This is a genomic window from Snodgrassella sp. ESL0304, assembly GCF_013344995.1.
Classification (GTDB): Bacteria; Pseudomonadota; Gammaproteobacteria; order Burkholderiales; family Neisseriaceae; genus Snodgrassella; species Snodgrassella alvi.
This window is the reverse complement of the sequence record NZ_JAAEDR010000014.1, coordinates 327,985-341,635: the sequence shown is the minus strand read 5'-3', so window position 1 is coordinate 341,635 and position 13,651 is coordinate 327,985. Positions and strand designations below refer to the sequence as shown.

14 protein-coding genes are annotated in these 13,651 nt (G+C 44.5%); 5 read left to right on the top strand and 9 right to left on the bottom strand.

Annotation, left to right across the window (positions count from 1 at the left end; translation table 11 throughout):
* Window positions 1-17: 17 nt before the first annotated feature.
* The 3 genes from GYX91_RS08295 to GYX91_RS08285 all read left to right on the top strand — a co-directional run bounded on the left by GYX91_RS08295 (window position 18) and on the right by GYX91_RS08285 (window position 4,145).
* Complete coding sequence (locus tag GYX91_RS08295) at window positions 18-1,826, top strand: PglL family O-oligosaccharyltransferase (protein WP_084552101.1); 1,809 nt, start codon at window positions 18-20, stop codon at window positions 1,824-1,826.
* A gap of 162 nt (window positions 1,827-1,988) precedes the next feature.
* Window positions 1,989-2,672: a response regulator transcription factor gene (locus GYX91_RS08290; protein ID WP_084552100.1), complete on the top strand. Its 684-nt coding sequence runs from the start codon at window positions 1,989-1,991 to the stop codon at window positions 2,670-2,672.
* Window positions 2,673-2,714: 42 nt separating this feature from the next.
* Complete coding sequence (locus GYX91_RS08285; protein WP_174830564.1) at window positions 2,715-4,145, top strand: cell wall metabolism sensor histidine kinase WalK; 1,431 nt, start codon at window positions 2,715-2,717, stop codon at window positions 4,143-4,145.
* 134 nt (window positions 4,146-4,279) lie between these two features.
* Here GYX91_RS08285 and yihA read toward each other — a convergent pair whose 3' ends face one another.
* Window positions 4,280-4,927, bottom strand: a complete 648-nt coding sequence (gene yihA / locus GYX91_RS08280) for a ribosome biogenesis GTP-binding protein YihA/YsxC (RefSeq protein ID WP_174830563.1) — start codon at window positions 4,925-4,927, stop codon at window positions 4,280-4,282.
* A 272-nt stretch (window positions 4,928-5,199) separates the two neighbouring features.
* On the opposite strand from yihA, the gene GYX91_RS08275 reads away from it, so the two are divergent.
* The gene (locus GYX91_RS08275; protein ID WP_025331277.1) at window positions 5,200-6,765 is read left to right on the top strand and encodes a TerC family protein; all 1,566 of its coding nucleotides are present in this window, start codon (window positions 5,200-5,202) and stop codon (window positions 6,763-6,765) included.
* Between the two features lie 63 nt (window positions 6,766-6,828).
* Here GYX91_RS08275 and GYX91_RS08270 read toward each other — a convergent pair whose 3' ends face one another.
* The 8 genes from GYX91_RS08270 to GYX91_RS08235 form a co-directional block, all read right to left on the bottom strand.
* The gene (locus GYX91_RS08270; RefSeq protein WP_025331276.1) at window positions 6,829-7,032 is read right to left on the bottom strand and encodes a glycine zipper 2TM domain-containing protein; all 204 of its coding nucleotides are present in this window, start codon (window positions 7,030-7,032) and stop codon (window positions 6,829-6,831) included.
* Between the two features lie 191 nt (window positions 7,033-7,223).
* The gene (hpf, locus tag GYX91_RS08265) at window positions 7,224-7,562 is read right to left on the bottom strand and encodes a ribosome hibernation-promoting factor, HPF/YfiA family (protein WP_084552097.1); all 339 of its coding nucleotides are present in this window, start codon (window positions 7,560-7,562) and stop codon (window positions 7,224-7,226) included.
* A 64-nt stretch (window positions 7,563-7,626) separates the two neighbouring features.
* Window positions 7,627-9,003, bottom strand: a complete 1,377-nt coding sequence (rpoN, locus tag GYX91_RS08260) for an RNA polymerase factor sigma-54 (RefSeq protein WP_084552096.1) — start codon at window positions 9,001-9,003, stop codon at window positions 7,627-7,629.
* 6 nt (window positions 9,004-9,009) lie between these two features.
* Window positions 9,010-9,753, bottom strand: coding sequence for an LPS export ABC transporter ATP-binding protein (gene lptB, locus GYX91_RS08255; RefSeq protein WP_078475710.1), 744 nt, complete (start codon window positions 9,751-9,753; stop codon window positions 9,010-9,012).
* 9 nt (window positions 9,754-9,762) lie between these two features.
* A complete protein-coding gene (gene lptA, locus GYX91_RS08250; RefSeq protein WP_037392713.1) occupies window positions 9,763-10,266 on the bottom strand; it encodes a lipopolysaccharide transport periplasmic protein LptA in 504 nt (167 codons plus the stop codon).
* Window positions 10,247-10,831: an LPS export ABC transporter periplasmic protein LptC gene (lptC, locus tag GYX91_RS08245; protein ID WP_037392710.1), complete on the bottom strand. Its 585-nt coding sequence runs from the start codon at window positions 10,829-10,831 to the stop codon at window positions 10,247-10,249. The genes lptA and lptC overlap by 20 nt, the downstream gene beginning before the upstream one ends.
* Window positions 10,828-11,361: a 3-deoxy-manno-octulosonate-8-phosphatase KdsC gene (kdsC, locus tag GYX91_RS08240; protein ID WP_025331270.1), complete on the bottom strand. Its 534-nt coding sequence runs from the start codon at window positions 11,359-11,361 to the stop codon at window positions 10,828-10,830. The genes lptC and kdsC overlap by 4 nt, the downstream gene beginning before the upstream one ends.
* A 41-nt stretch (window positions 11,362-11,402) precedes the next feature.
* Complete coding sequence (locus tag GYX91_RS08235; protein ID WP_174830562.1) at window positions 11,403-12,377, bottom strand: KpsF/GutQ family sugar-phosphate isomerase; 975 nt, start codon at window positions 12,375-12,377, stop codon at window positions 11,403-11,405.
* A gap of 206 nt (window positions 12,378-12,583) precedes the next feature.
* Here GYX91_RS08235 and tal point away from each other — a divergent pair, with 206 nt between their 5' ends.
* Entirely contained in the window at window positions 12,584-13,639 is a 1,056-nt protein-coding gene (tal, locus tag GYX91_RS08230; RefSeq protein ID WP_174830561.1) for a transaldolase, read from the top strand.
* Window positions 13,640-13,651: the final 12 nt, after the last annotated feature.

The window sequence follows — 13,651 nt, the reverse complement described above, 5'->3', positions numbered from 1 at the left end:
ATTCGTTGGAGAGTTGTATGAATCAGTCACAAATTGATTCGTGTCCGAGTATTTGCCGTCTGTCCACACTGATATGGTGGCTGGGGATGCTGACTTTATGCATTGTGCCATTTATGTCGAGTTGGCGGGTAGGTACGCTGTCAAGCTTTTATCTGGAAGCCGGGACGTTATTTTTTGCTCTTTGTCTGACTGGATTAACGGTACTGACACGCAAAACTCAGTTTTCATTTCCTCCTGCCTGTATCAGTCTGCTATTGCTCGCTTTTTTGCTGATGCTACAGGCAAGAGTTATGCATCTTACTTATATCAGCCAGTCTGATCTGACTGCTCTGGTATTTGTAGTAATGGCTTTGCTCGCATGGGCTGCACGGGCATGGGTGATTCGCATAGGCCAGACTCAGGCTGTCACTATTCTGGCGATGGCTCTTGTGCTGGGTGTATTACTGCAGTCAATCGTATGTGTAATGCAGTTTGCTGATATTGCAGGCCGGATACCGGGAATATTGCGCGGTCCGGGTAATCATTACATCTATGGTCAGCTGGCACAGCGCAATCATCTCGGGCATTATCTGATGTGGGGCGTGCTGGCACTGTGCTTTTTATGGGAACAGCGACGTCTGCCTAACTGGCTGGTATGGGTTTTATTAATCTGGTTTACCGGCATTATGGGACTGATCGGTTCACGGACGATTGTTGTCTATGTGCTGGTAATAGGACTGTCACTATTTTTCTGGCGCTGGCGTGCCGGCTCTGCAGCGAATCGCCTGTTGCTGATGCTGGGTATTGCCATAGGTCTGGTATTGCTGTTTCAGCTGATATTAAGCCCATTATTTGACATGTTGCTGCATATCAATTTTCAATCCGGAACAGCACGGCTGGAACAGGGTGGATTTGCCCGGTCAGGCAGACAAATGGAGTGGCATAAGGCCTGGCTGATATTTCAAAGCGCTCCGTGGTTTGGTTATGGCTGGGGCAGTTATTCATATCAGGGCTTTGCTATTGCAGATGTTTATCCGAATGGTTTTCGTCAGTATGAAAATACTGTGCTGTTTACTCATTGTCATAATCTGGTACTACAATTACTGGCTGAAACAGGCATAGTCGGACTGCTAATTGTCAGTGCCTGCTTTTTATGGGTTATCTGGCCTCATTTACGTAAAGGATTTAATCCGGCATCAATTGTGCTGATCAGTATGATTCTGGTGTCTTTATGCCACAGCATGCTGGAATATCCGCTGTGGTACAGCTATTTTCTTGCTGTGTTTGTTTTGTTTGTGGCATTAACGCCTGTATCACAGGAAGACTTGAAACGGTTTTGCCGTCCGGCGTCCGGCCGTGTAAATCAGTTTTGCGCCATAGTGGTATTGATTTCGATGGTTCTGCTTCTGTGGCAAATGATGAACTATCAGCGTTTTTTAAAAGTGCGTGCTGAACGTAATCTGCCCCAGGCTGAACAAGTAAGCCGTATGCATGATTTGCGTAATCAAATGTACTTTCTTCGTTATTATGTAGACATGGCAATTATCGAAAAGTTGAATGTTACTGATTCTTTTTTACCTTTATGGGGTAAACAGGCTGCATTGCTTGCCGGACGGTATCGCCCGTATAGCAACACTTTCATGCGCGGATTTTACTTAGAGCAAGCACATCAGAATAATGAGGCTAAAGAGTGGTTCAGCCATGTAAGTCATTATTATCCTGTACTTGTTCCTGGTTTTATAAGCAGATTTAAACAGCAGCCTAAGGCCGTGGCAGTAATACCACAATTGCAACAAGATTGCCTGAAATATCAGCAGCAAAGCATGCAGAAAGTGAATTGTTTATAGAGTTCAGACAAATATTTAACATAGTGCTTTTTAATGAAAAAATGAGCAAAAGCCTTGTTATTGTAAAGATAATCTCAACCTACATGTTAAGATACAAAGTGTAAATATAGTAAATTCGTCTGTAGTCAATACAGACAACGCACTTCCATTTAGGAGGATGATATGAATCGCGTATTATTAATTGATGATGATAATTTGTTGACTGAACTGCTCACTGAATATCTGACAGCAGAAGGTCTGGAAGTCAGCCGCGTTGCTGATGGTGAAGCCGGTGTTAAAGAAATTTTAACCGGTCAGTATGATGTAGTGGTTCTGGATTCCATGATGCCGAAAATGAACGGTCTGGATGTATTGAAAACGGTACGGGTTCAAAGCAAGATTCCGATTATTATGCTAACCGCCAAAGGCGATGATATTGATCGCATTATCGGTTTGGAAATGGGTGCGGATGACTATGTGCCGAAACCTTGTCAGCCGCGTGAATTGCTGGCTCGTATCAATGCTATCCTCCGCCGTACACATCAAAGTCATGACAATGACCAGAATGGCATTCCGAACAGTATTTCAGCCAGTGGTGTAGTACTTTATCCGGCTAAACGTCAGGTTACTATTGAAGAAGAACCACTGGAGCTGACCAGTACCGAATTCAATCTGCTGGAAGTTCTGATGCGTCATGCCGGACAGGTAGTTAGCAAAGAAACACTGTCTCTGGAGGCACTAGACCGGAAGCTGGCTAAATTTGATCGCAGTATCGACGTTCATATATCCAGTATCCGTCATAAGCTGGGCAATGCCAGTCTGATTCAGACTGTGCGTGGTCTGGGTTATCTGTTTGTAAAAAACTGAACCAGTGGATACAGGCTGTTGATAAACAGCCTGTTCTGATTTATGAAACTGTTCCCCCGTATCTTTGCTACTTTTTGTGCTGTAATTGTTTGTGCCATTTTTGTGGCCAGTTCTTCATTCTGGCTGGTACAAAACACTTTAGCCGAAACACGGTTTAAACAACAGCGCAATTTTGAAGAAAATCTGCTGAGCAGCACCATGAATGCGTTTCAGGCACGTGGTGATGCCGGTATACGTGAACAACTGGTTGAATGGGGGAATAGTCCGGGTGGTGAAAACCTGTATGTTATTACCGGTGACAATAAAAATGACATACTAGGGCGCCCTATTGATCCTGAGGATATTGATAAAGCACATGAGTTCGCTTTGTCACATCCGCACTCAAAACTCGTACAGATTGCCTATAATTCACTGGGTGAAGAATATCTCTTCATGATTCGCGGCTGGAATCATGAACGTACTCCTCGTCCGCCGAGCCCGTTTTTTATTCCCGGTTTACCCATTGCACCAGTCTGGCACGAATTTATCATTCTCAGCTTTATTATTATAGTAGGTTTATTAACAGCCTATATACTGGCTAATAATATTACTCAGCCAATCCGCGTATTGTGGCGCGGGATGGATCGTCTGGCTCACGGGAATTTGCAGACCCGTGTTTCTCATCAGCTATCAGAACGACGTGATGAACTGTATTCTCTGGCTGTGCAGTTTGACAATATGGCAGATAAACTGCAGAAGCTTGTGGAAAAAGAGCGTCACCTGCTGCACCATGTATCACATGAAATGCGCTCTCCTCTGGCACGCATGCAAGCGATTATTGGTTTGATTCACGTACAACCACAAAAACAGGAACAACACTTGCAGCGTCTGGAAAGTGAACTGGGACGTATGGATTTACTGGTAGGTGAACTGCTTACCTTGTCACGGCTGGAAACTTCTGATTTGCCTATTACGCTGGAGCCCCTGTCTTTGGTGCCACTAATCAAACAAATCGTAGAAGACAATCAGGCCATAGCTATGCAGCATCAGCAGACTTTATCATGGCAGTGTGAGATTCCTGAAACTGCTATGGTAAAAGCCAATGAAAGCTATTTATATCGGGCTTTTGATAATGTTGTGCGTAATGCCATTAATTACAGCCCTGATGGCAGTGAAATTAAGGTTTATCTGCATGAGGGTGGTAAACAGCAATGGCAGGTTGATATCAGTGACAATGGTCCTGGTGTAGCAGAAAATCAGTTACCGCATATTTTTACTGCTTTTTATCGTGCAGACAGCAGTGCTAATAAACCGGGTACAGGTTTAGGATTGGCGTTAACCAAACACATCATTGATCGTCACCATGGCAAAATTTATGCAGATAATCAACAACCCAAGGGTTTAAGTATGCATTTTTTACTGCCTAAATTTACGCCGAGCAGAAACAGGAACCGCCAGAAAAATAAAAATCAGTTGCCTGTAGCCAGCCGATAAAGTTATTTATGCTCTTATCCGGCTGGCAGGTTCTCGCCGAAGAATACGTTGTAGTTGTATGTAAACCGCTACTATTTAAATTTCAATATCGATATGGTTCTAGCCTGGCAGATGTATAGTACAACAGATAAATATTAATCTGTGGTTCTCTGGTCTGGTTTTTCCGCGTCTGTTATCAGGTTAGTTTGCCGGGTAAACCAATCAGTGGCAATTTGATTGACCTCATCTATACCTTGCTTTTTCAGGCTGGAGAACAGTTGTACCGTAACTTGCTGGCGGGCAATGTAAGGTTGAAGTGCTTTTTTAACACTGGACAAGGTTTTAATTTGATCGTTTTTTGATAATTTATCTGCTTTAGAGAGCAGAATATGGACAGGACGCCGAGTTACCGCAAAAAAATCAAGCATCTGTTTATCCAGCTCTTTAAGCGGGTGGCGGGCATCCATAATCAGAATCAGTCCGATCAGTTGCTTGCGTGTTTGTAGGTAATCGCCCAGCAGTGTCACCCAGTGTCTGCGGATTGCCTCAGGTACCTGAGCGTAACCATAACCGGGTAAATCCACCATAAACCCGCCATTAATCAGTTCAAAAAAATTAATGTGCTGGGTACGGCCTGGAGTTTTGGATACATAAGCCAGACGAGTATGATTAGTCAGTGTATTGATTGCGCTTGATTTACCCGCATTGCTGCGACCGACAAAAGCAATTTCTGCACTGGTTGCGGGCAGGTCTTTCAGATGATTAACGGTAGTATAAAAACGGGCGTGACGAAACAGATTCATGAGTAATTAAAAAAATAGTAAGGTGATAGCATACCATATTTTGAGCCCAGTCCGGATTCAGCTGTTTATGTAAATGCTTGCTTTCAGGCGGGGTACTTGATTTTTTGTTTTATGCTGCTAAACTGCATTTAAGATTATTTTAAGGAAACTTTCAGATGGAAGACGAGGTCTCGAGCAGTTGTATCGTGCGTAGACGTGTTTTTTCTCTGATTTAAGGCAGCCTTGCTCATGTAGCAGGCTGCCTGTTTGTATTTAACGCATAGGAAAAGAAAATGGATTTTAGCTGGTTAGGAGAACCGGCCACATGGGTAGGGCTGATTACCCTGATAATTCTTGAAATCGTTCTGGGTATCGATAATCTTGTATTTGTAGCCATACTGGCGAATAAAGCCAGTCCGAAAAAGCGTGACCATGCCCGTATAGCTGGTTTGTCTCTGGCAGTACTGATACGCATTCTGATGCTGGCACTGATGTCTTTTATCATTACCCTGACCAAGCCCTTTGTACATATCAGCGGTTTTGCCATTTCAGTTAAAGATCTGATTATGTTTGGCGGCGGACTCTTCCTGCTCTATAAGGCAACAACTGAGTTGCATGAACGGCTGGAAGGGCATACTGCTATGGCGTCAATTACCAATGTCTCCGTTTATGCCAGTTTCTGGAGTGTGGTATTACAAATTGTCGTGCTTGACGCGGTATTTTCACTTGATTCAGTCATTACCGCTGTCGCCATGGTGCAACACATTACAGTGGCAATGCTGGCCGTGATTATTGCTATGGCAATGATGATTTGGGCAAGCGGACCATTAACAGAGTTTGTAAATCGCCATCCTACAGTAGTAATGCTGTGTCTGGGCTTTTTACTCATGATAGGGTTCAGCCTGATTGCTGAAGGTTTACACTTTGAAATACCTAAGGGTTATCTGTATGCCGCTATTGCTTTCTCTATTCTGATCGAGATATTTAATCAGATTTCTACCCGGAATACCCGTCGTAACGATATGATTGGTCGCTCTTGGCGTTACCGTACCGCTGACAGCGTGCTGGGTATGATGGGACTGCGTGAAAAAGAGCTGGCTAAAAATGGTACGCAAACTGATGATGACGAACATTTTGAAGAAAATGAAAAATCCATGATTCGCAGCGTGCTTACTTTGGCCGAACGTCCGATAATGGGTGTCATGACACCGCGCAGTGATATTGAACGTCTGGATTTATCTCAGCCACGTGAGCAGCAGTGCCAACAATTACAAAGCACACCATTTTCACGACTGGTAGTAGTAGGAAAAGCCGGAATTGATGAGCCACTGGGATTTGTAAATAAAAAAGATTTACTTAACCAGTTATTAAGCGGAGAGCAATTAAATATTCAGGCTGCATTACGGCAACCACTGGTCTTACCGGACAGCAGCACCGTACTAGATGCTATGGAGTTGTTTCGTTCGCGAAGTGCTGATATTGCACTGGTAGTTGATGAATTTGGCGCTGTACTCGGACTGGTCAGCATGAAAGATTTAATGGAAACCATTGCCGGTGATTTTCCGGAAGAGTATGAACGTGCCGATGCACCCAGTATCCAGCAAAATGCCGATCATAGCGTTACTGTAGACGGCAGTCTTGAATATGCCATTCTGGCTCAGCACCTGCATTTGCCTACCTTACCGGAAGATGCTGAGTATCATACTGTAGCCGGATTAATTATGGAAGAAATGCAAGATATTCCAGATGTCGGAGATACCATTGATTATGCCGGTTACCGTTTTGAAGTATTGAACAAAGACGGGCACCGTCTGGAACGGGTACGTATCAGCAAAATTGAACAGCCGGAATCTGAATAATTCGGTTGATAGCCATAAAAAAGCCCGCTGATAACAGCAGGCTTTTTTCGTTAACTAATTTGATTATTGAATCTGGCTGCCGATAACGCCACCCAGCGCAGCACCGCCTAAAGTAGCACCGGTATCTTTACCTAACAGATTACCGGCTACACCTCCTACCACTACACCAGCAGCAGTATTACGCTGAGCCGGGGTCATATCAGCACAGGCAGAGAGAGAAGCAGCTACTGCAGCTATTAAAGCCAGTGTTTTTAGACTTGATTTCATGTTAATACCTCTTTCTATTCTGAATAAAGAATTGCGTGTTAATTAATATTTATATGTTACCTATAAACTATTTAACTACAAATAAAATATTATTTCAAAGTTAATTATATACCTTTAGCAAAGCAGTTTAGTAAAAAACTGCAATCAAAATCACAAATGTATTTTAGAGAAATATTCAAAATATCTGTCGATTATTCAAGTTCAGTAGCAGTATCCGTATCAGTACATATTTCCGGTGTCTGATGTGAAGGCTGCCTTTTTTGTTTATATTTAATCACAGCCCTGTCCAGTTTATCCATCAGACAATCGATAGCAGCATACATATCATTATCCAGACATTCAATATGGATATCTTTACCGGAAAGATGCAAATCAATTTCAGCTTTTTTCTGTACTTTAAATACAGAGAAAGTAACAGTTGCGCTGATGACCTGATCGGCATGACGGATAATGCGCTCCAGCTTATTCAGTGTGTAGTCTTTCAGAGCTGCGGTAACATCAAGATTCTGTCCGATAAATTTAAGATTCATAGCCTGATCCTTTTTAAAGGGTTTAGGAAAAAACAGGATAAATTTTATGGAAGTTAACTGAAAATTAATGATTAGTGTACTGTACTTTACGTTGGTGCGCCGGAGGAATTTTCAAGTCCTCACGATATTTTGCAACTGTGCGCCGGGCCAGATTAATACCCTGCTTAGCCAGCTGATTTACCAAATGTGTATCAGAATAGGGATGTTGCGGGTCTTCTCCGTTAATTATACTTTGCAGCAGTGATTTAATTGCTGTCTGACTGTTACCTGTTCCATCATCCATTGCTGCAACAGACTGGTTGAAAAAATAGCGCAGAGGAAAAACACCTTGTGAACAGGTCAGGTATTTTTGATTGATTGCCCGTGAAACAGTACTCTCTGCCAGTTCAAGAGCCTGAGCTGTTTCTTTAATGGTTAAGGGAGCCAGCGCCAGAGAACCAAAATTGAAAAAATCCTGCTGTTGCTGCAAAATCCATTCGCCCAATCGTTGCAGAGTGGTTTTACGCATCTGCAGGCTGTGAAGACACGTTTGTGCTTCCTGCCATTTGTTTTTACACATACTATCCATTTCTGTGCTTTTTTGCTCTATCCACTCTTCGACACCGGGTTCTATTCTCAGCTGAGGAAAAGTATCATGCAAAAGGCGTATCTGCCATTTGCCACTCTTATTGATATAAACTTCCATATCAGGGCGTACAGACAGAATACCATTACGATCAGGTAATCCGTAACAGGGATAAGGATTCAGTGCGCTAATGAGTTTACAGGCTGCTTCAAGTGTGTTTGCAGAAAACTGGGGCAGTTGCCGACAAAGTTGTCTGAACTGATGGGTACTCAGCCATTGACCAAAGTGTTTGCTAATCAGTAAGCGCGCGCAGGTATGAATTTCATCATTATCGACAGATTCAGCAGACAGATTATCCAGTTGCAGTAACAGAGATTCCTGTAAATTCCGAGCACCAACACCAGTAGGCTCAAACTGCTGCAGAATCGTCAGCGCCTGTGCCAGCTCTGTTTCGTCCAGCCGCCATTCCAGCGGTGCATTTTCTACCAGATCAGTTAAACTGCTGTCCAGATAACCCTGCTCATTCAGATTCTCTATCAGAAAATACACCTGTGCTGCCGTAACGTCATCCAGATTGTATTCACATACCTGCCGGCGTAGCAATTCATACATATCAGGATTGTCGGCCAGCGTGTCCCAGATATCACTTTCGTCTTGCATAATACCCAGCTGTGGCGGCTGTACATACTGAGTATCGGAAAAGCTGTCTTCAGATGTATTTTCTACTTCCTCAAGAAAAGGATTATCCGCCAGCCAGCCGGCTACCAGTTCCTGCAATTCCAGCGTAGATAGCTGCAACACCTGTAGCGATTGTTGCAGCTTCGGACTAAGGCGGGTTGTAAGACTGAGTCGGAGATGAGTAGCTGGCCTTTGCATAAGCAGTTAATACTCGAAATGCTCACCCAGATAAACAGCGCGTACCTGTTCATTATTAACCAGCTCTTCCGGTACACCGGAAGCCAGTACACTACCCTGATTAATAATATATGCGCGGTCACAGATGCGCAGGGTTTCACGTACATTATGGTCAGTAATCAGTGTGCCGATACCACGCTGTTTCAGGAAAGAAATCAGATTCTGAATATCAATCAATGCTATCGGATCAACGCCGGCAAACGGTTCATCAAGCAGAATAAAACGTGGATTGATAGCTAGTGCCCGCGCAATTTCGACTCGACGCTGTTCACCGCCAGACAGGGAACGTGCAACATTGTTGCGCAAGTGCTCAATATGCAGGTCGGCCAGTAGCAGTTCCAGCTGTTCGGCTCGTTTTTCCGGCGGATAATTAATTTCCAGAATAGCATTGATATTTTGGGCTACTGTCATTTTACGGAAGATTGATTGTTGTTGGGGCAGATATCCCAAACCCAGACGAGCCCGCTCATAAACCGGACGATGAGTAATTTCCTGCCCATCTAGCATAATATTGCCGCTATCAGCCGCTATCAGGCCTACAATCATATAGAAGCTGGTGGTTTTACCGGCACCATTCGGACCAAGCAGTCCGATTACTTCGCCACTGTTGACTTCCAGTGTGACATCGTTAACTACCTGACGCTGTTTAAAACTTTTTTTTAGACCGCTGACACGAAGCTGACTTGGCGGCACAGTAGGCATTACATTCATGAGTATGGATTATTTCTTTTTCTGTTGCGGTTGGATAATAACGTGTACCCGGCCTTTAGGCGCGCTTTTAACGGTATAAACCTCAGTATTGGTGTTATAAACAATTACTGCACCGCGTGCCATATCACCACCACGGTTTACCTGAGCATTACCGGTAATCGTAACAATACCGCTCAGGCTTTCATAATGTACATTATCTCCGTGACCGGTTACCATGCCGTCTTTTTCCAGCTGTTGTCCAAACGTAGCAGGCTTGCCATCAGCAATAATTGTCTGGTTACCGGCATTATCCTTATGCGCAGTGATACGGGCTGCATTCATATACATACTGCCCTGCCGCATTTTTACATTACCGGTAAATACGGTTGTCTGATTCTGTTTATCCAGGGAGCCCTGATCGGCTTCAATCTGAATAGGTTGCTGCCGGTCACTTTCCAGTGCCCATGCATGCATACTGCCGGCAAGCAGACAAAAGACTGCTAAAATTTTGCCGTTAATGAGAGTGCGGGTCATAAATAATCGCCTTTACGCGTGCGGGTAAATTCAGAAAGCCGCGTTGTTTGTCGTATTCGAAACCTTGTGATGTACCGTGAGATATACCATACTGGTAAGAAACCTGTGCATCAGTTTTGATTACCTGAGTTTGTGTATCAACATGTAATACACTGGTTTCCAGCTGTCCTGCCGGTTCATTTCCCACCGGATTTTTGTTCCAGACTACCTGTCCCAGTAAATCTACCTTGCGGCTGTCGGTATAGTACTGTCCGGTATTGGCCTTAATACGATAAAGTTCAGCACCGTTTTTATATAATCCCATATTGGGATTATCAATATAAATAACAGTTTGCTGCGGAAACTGCCGGGCAGCAGTGGCGTGAATGGTTTCACTTAACTGTCCGTGCTCATCATACCGTTCACCGTCGATTAAATTAATCACATATTTAGGCTCTTTCGGATTCAGGGGAACTTCCACTGTCTTGATATCAGTAATCCGGTCTAGCCAGAAGCTTATGCCGCCAAGGGCTACGGCCAGAATCAGCGGGAATGCCCAGTTACTGCGGCTGCGAATCACATTCATGCCAGATACTCCGCCATATCCTGAGCCAGAAAGCCCTGTGCATCCAGTAATAAATCACAGACTTCACGTACTGCACCGGCTCCACCGGGCGCACGAGTAACATAATCAGCATGCTGTAACACCAAAGGATGAGAACCGGGTACTGCAACTGCCAGCCCGCAATGTTTCATAACCGGTAAGTCTACGACATCATCACCGATATAAGCACATTGCTGCTCATCTAAACCAAGCTGCTGTAATAATTGCCGATAACAGCTGCGTTTATCCGAAATACCTTTAAAATAATATCCGATGCCAAGCTGCTGTACCCGGATACCGACAGAGGGTGCGTCGCGTCCGGTAATAATTGCCGTTTGAATGCCGTGGCGGTGCAACATCTTCAATCCGTGGCCGTCAAGTGTATGGAATGATTTGATTTCCTCGCCGTTATCACGGATAAAAATACGACCGTCAGTCAGTACGCCGTCTACATCCATAATAAACAGCCTGATTTTCCGGGCAGCTTCAACCACCGCACTGGCAGACATCATCGTAATCATCGGCATTCCTCAGTCATAACATTCGCACGCATTTAAACAATCCGTGCCTGTAATAAATCATGCATATTCAGTGCACCAACCGGACGATTATTTGCATCAATTACTGCCAGCCCGTTTACATGATTCTCCTGCATGATTTTCAGGGCTTCCGTCGCCAGTCGGTCGGCAGAGATGGTTTTAGGGGTATGTCCCATTACATCGGCCATCAGCCATTCCTTTAATTGCTGGTTATCCTGAAATAAACGGCGTAAATCACCGTCTGTAAATAAACCGCAAAGCTCTCCGGCAGTATTGACTACCAGCAGCATTCCCAAACCTTTTTCACTCATGGTAACAATGGCTTCACGCAAAGGCGTATCTTCCTGTACCAGAGGCATATCTTGGCCGCCATGCATAACATCAGCCACCGTTAACAACAGGCGTTTACCCAAACTGCCGGCAGGATGGCTTAGCGCAAAATCTTCAGGTGTAAACTGGCGTGCACGCAGCAGTGCCACAGTAAGCGCATCACCCAATACCATTACCGCCGTCGTACTGGATGTTGGAGCCAGCCCTAACGGACAGGCCTCCTGTGATACATGTGCGCATAAATGGATATCCGCATGTTTCGCCATACTCGAACTGGTTTTACCAGTTATACAGATCAACTGCACATGCTTACGTTTGATGGCCGGTATCAGCGCCAGAATTTCCTCGCTTTCACCAGAATTGGATAATGCTATCAGCACATCGCCATCAACAATCATACCCAGATCGCCGTGTCCTGCTTCAGCCGGATGTACAAAATAAGCCGGTGTACCAGTAGACGCCATCGAAGCGGCAATCTTACGCCCGATATGGCCGCTTTTGCCCATACCGGTGATAATCACCCGTCCGCGGCAGTTCAGAATAGTGGTTACCGCCTCAGCAAAATGCTCATCCAGACTATTGGCAACTTCACGTATCGACTGCTCTTCAATAGCAAAAACTTCTTTACCCCAGCCTAAATATTTATCCTGTAAATTCATAACATCATCAGCAGTAATAATAAGCAAACGAAAACACAATAAAGTTAACCGGATTATAACCTGATACCGGTTATTTTGTTTGCTTCGGAACTTGTCAAATTACACCATCCTCGTTAGAGTAATCCATAATTCATGAATAACCAGTTTAATCGATTGATTAACCTTAATAAAACATATCTAACATATATTTACTATAAGGAAATAATATGGCCGTATTAGCACAAGTCAATACATTGGGGCAGCAAATCTGGCTGGATAATCTTTCCAGAAACCTGATTCAGTCAGGTGAACTGGCACACATGCTTGAGGCGGGTATCAGTGGCGTGACTTCCAATCCGGCTATTTTTCAAAAAGCCTTTGCCAGCGATACCCTTTACCAGAATGATATTAACCAGCTAAAACAGCAGCCGCTGTCCCCTAAACAGCGTTATGAACAACTGGCCGTGGCCGATGTACAGGCTGCATGTGATGTCTGTCTGCCCTTGTATGAACGCAGTCAGGGTAAAGCCGGATTTGTCAGCCTTGAAGTGGCGCCAGATCTGGCCGATGATGCTCAGGCTACCGTTACCGAAGCCCAGCGACTATGGGAAGTTCTTAACCGACCCAATGTCATGATAAAAGTACCAGCCACAGACAGCGGAATACAGGCATTAACCACACTGGTTGCACAGGGCATTAATGTTAACCTGACCCTGTTGTTTTCTAAAACCCAGCTTAGCAAAGCATGGAAGGCACACACTGCCGGCATTCGCCAGCGTCTGGCACAAAATCTGCCGGTTAACCGTATTCAGGTAGTCGCCAGCTTTTTCCTGTCCCGCATTGACAGCGCTCTGGACATTACTCTGCCGGAATCTTTGCAGGGTAAAACCGCCATTGCACTGGCCAAAACAGCTTATGCTGAATGGCAGGAATTTATCCAGAGCCGTGAATTTACCGATCTGGCTGCACAGCAGGCAGCACCACTGCGTTTGCTATGGGCATCCACAGGGACTAAAAATCCGGCGTATTCCGATGTTTGCTATGTAGAAAATATTATTGGTGCTGATACCATTAATACCGTACCCACCAACACGCTTAATGCCTTTATCGATCATGGACATGCCGATACCACACTGACACAGGATGTACAGCAGGCTAAAAACATACTGATTGAAATTCAGAAGCTGGGTATTAATCTTGAATCCCTCGCAGTGCGCTTGCAGCAAGAAGGCTTACAACAGTTTGTGGATGCATTCGATGCATTACTGCAACCTCTGGCTTAAACGGAATAAATA

What these genes read in the sequence shown, in the direction of transcription:
- GYX91_RS08295 (WP_084552101.1), top strand. Translation starts at nt 18, where the DNA reads ATGAATCAGTCACAAATTGATTCGTGTCCGAGTATTTGCCGTCTGTCC.
- GYX91_RS08290 (WP_084552100.1), top strand. Translation starts at nt 1,989, where the DNA reads ATGAATCGCGTATTATTAATTGATGATGATAATTTGTTGACTGAACTG.
- GYX91_RS08285 (WP_174830564.1), top strand. Translation starts at nt 2,715, where the DNA reads ATGAAACTGTTCCCCCGTATCTTTGCTACTTTTTGTGCTGTAATTGTT.
- yihA (WP_174830563.1), bottom strand. Translation starts at nt 4,927, where the DNA reads ATGAATCTGTTTCGTCACGCCCGTTTTTATACTACCGTTAATCATCTG.
- GYX91_RS08275 (WP_025331277.1), top strand. Translation starts at nt 5,200, where the DNA reads ATGGATTTTAGCTGGTTAGGAGAACCGGCCACATGGGTAGGGCTGATT.
- GYX91_RS08270 (WP_025331276.1), bottom strand. Translation starts at nt 7,032, where the DNA reads ATGAAATCAAGTCTAAAAACACTGGCTTTAATAGCTGCAGTAGCTGCT.
- hpf (WP_084552097.1), bottom strand. Translation starts at nt 7,562, where the DNA reads ATGAATCTTAAATTTATCGGACAGAATCTTGATGTTACCGCAGCTCTG.
- rpoN (WP_084552096.1), bottom strand. Translation starts at nt 9,003, where the DNA reads ATGCAAAGGCCAGCTACTCATCTCCGACTCAGTCTTACAACCCGCCTT.
- lptB (WP_078475710.1), bottom strand. Translation starts at nt 9,753, where the DNA reads ATGAATGTAATGCCTACTGTGCCGCCAAGTCAGCTTCGTGTCAGCGGT.
- lptA (WP_037392713.1), bottom strand. Translation starts at nt 10,266, where the DNA reads ATGACCCGCACTCTCATTAACGGCAAAATTTTAGCAGTCTTTTGTCTG.
- lptC (WP_037392710.1), bottom strand. Translation starts at nt 10,831, where the DNA reads ATGAATGTGATTCGCAGCCGCAGTAACTGGGCATTCCCGCTGATTCTG.
- kdsC (WP_025331270.1), bottom strand. Translation starts at nt 11,361, where the DNA reads ATGATGTCTGCCAGTGCGGTGGTTGAAGCTGCCCGGAAAATCAGGCTG.
- GYX91_RS08235 (WP_174830562.1), bottom strand. Translation starts at nt 12,377, where the DNA reads ATGAATTTACAGGATAAATATTTAGGCTGGGGTAAAGAAGTTTTTGCT.
- tal (WP_174830561.1), top strand. Translation starts at nt 12,584, where the DNA reads ATGGCCGTATTAGCACAAGTCAATACATTGGGGCAGCAAATCTGGCTG.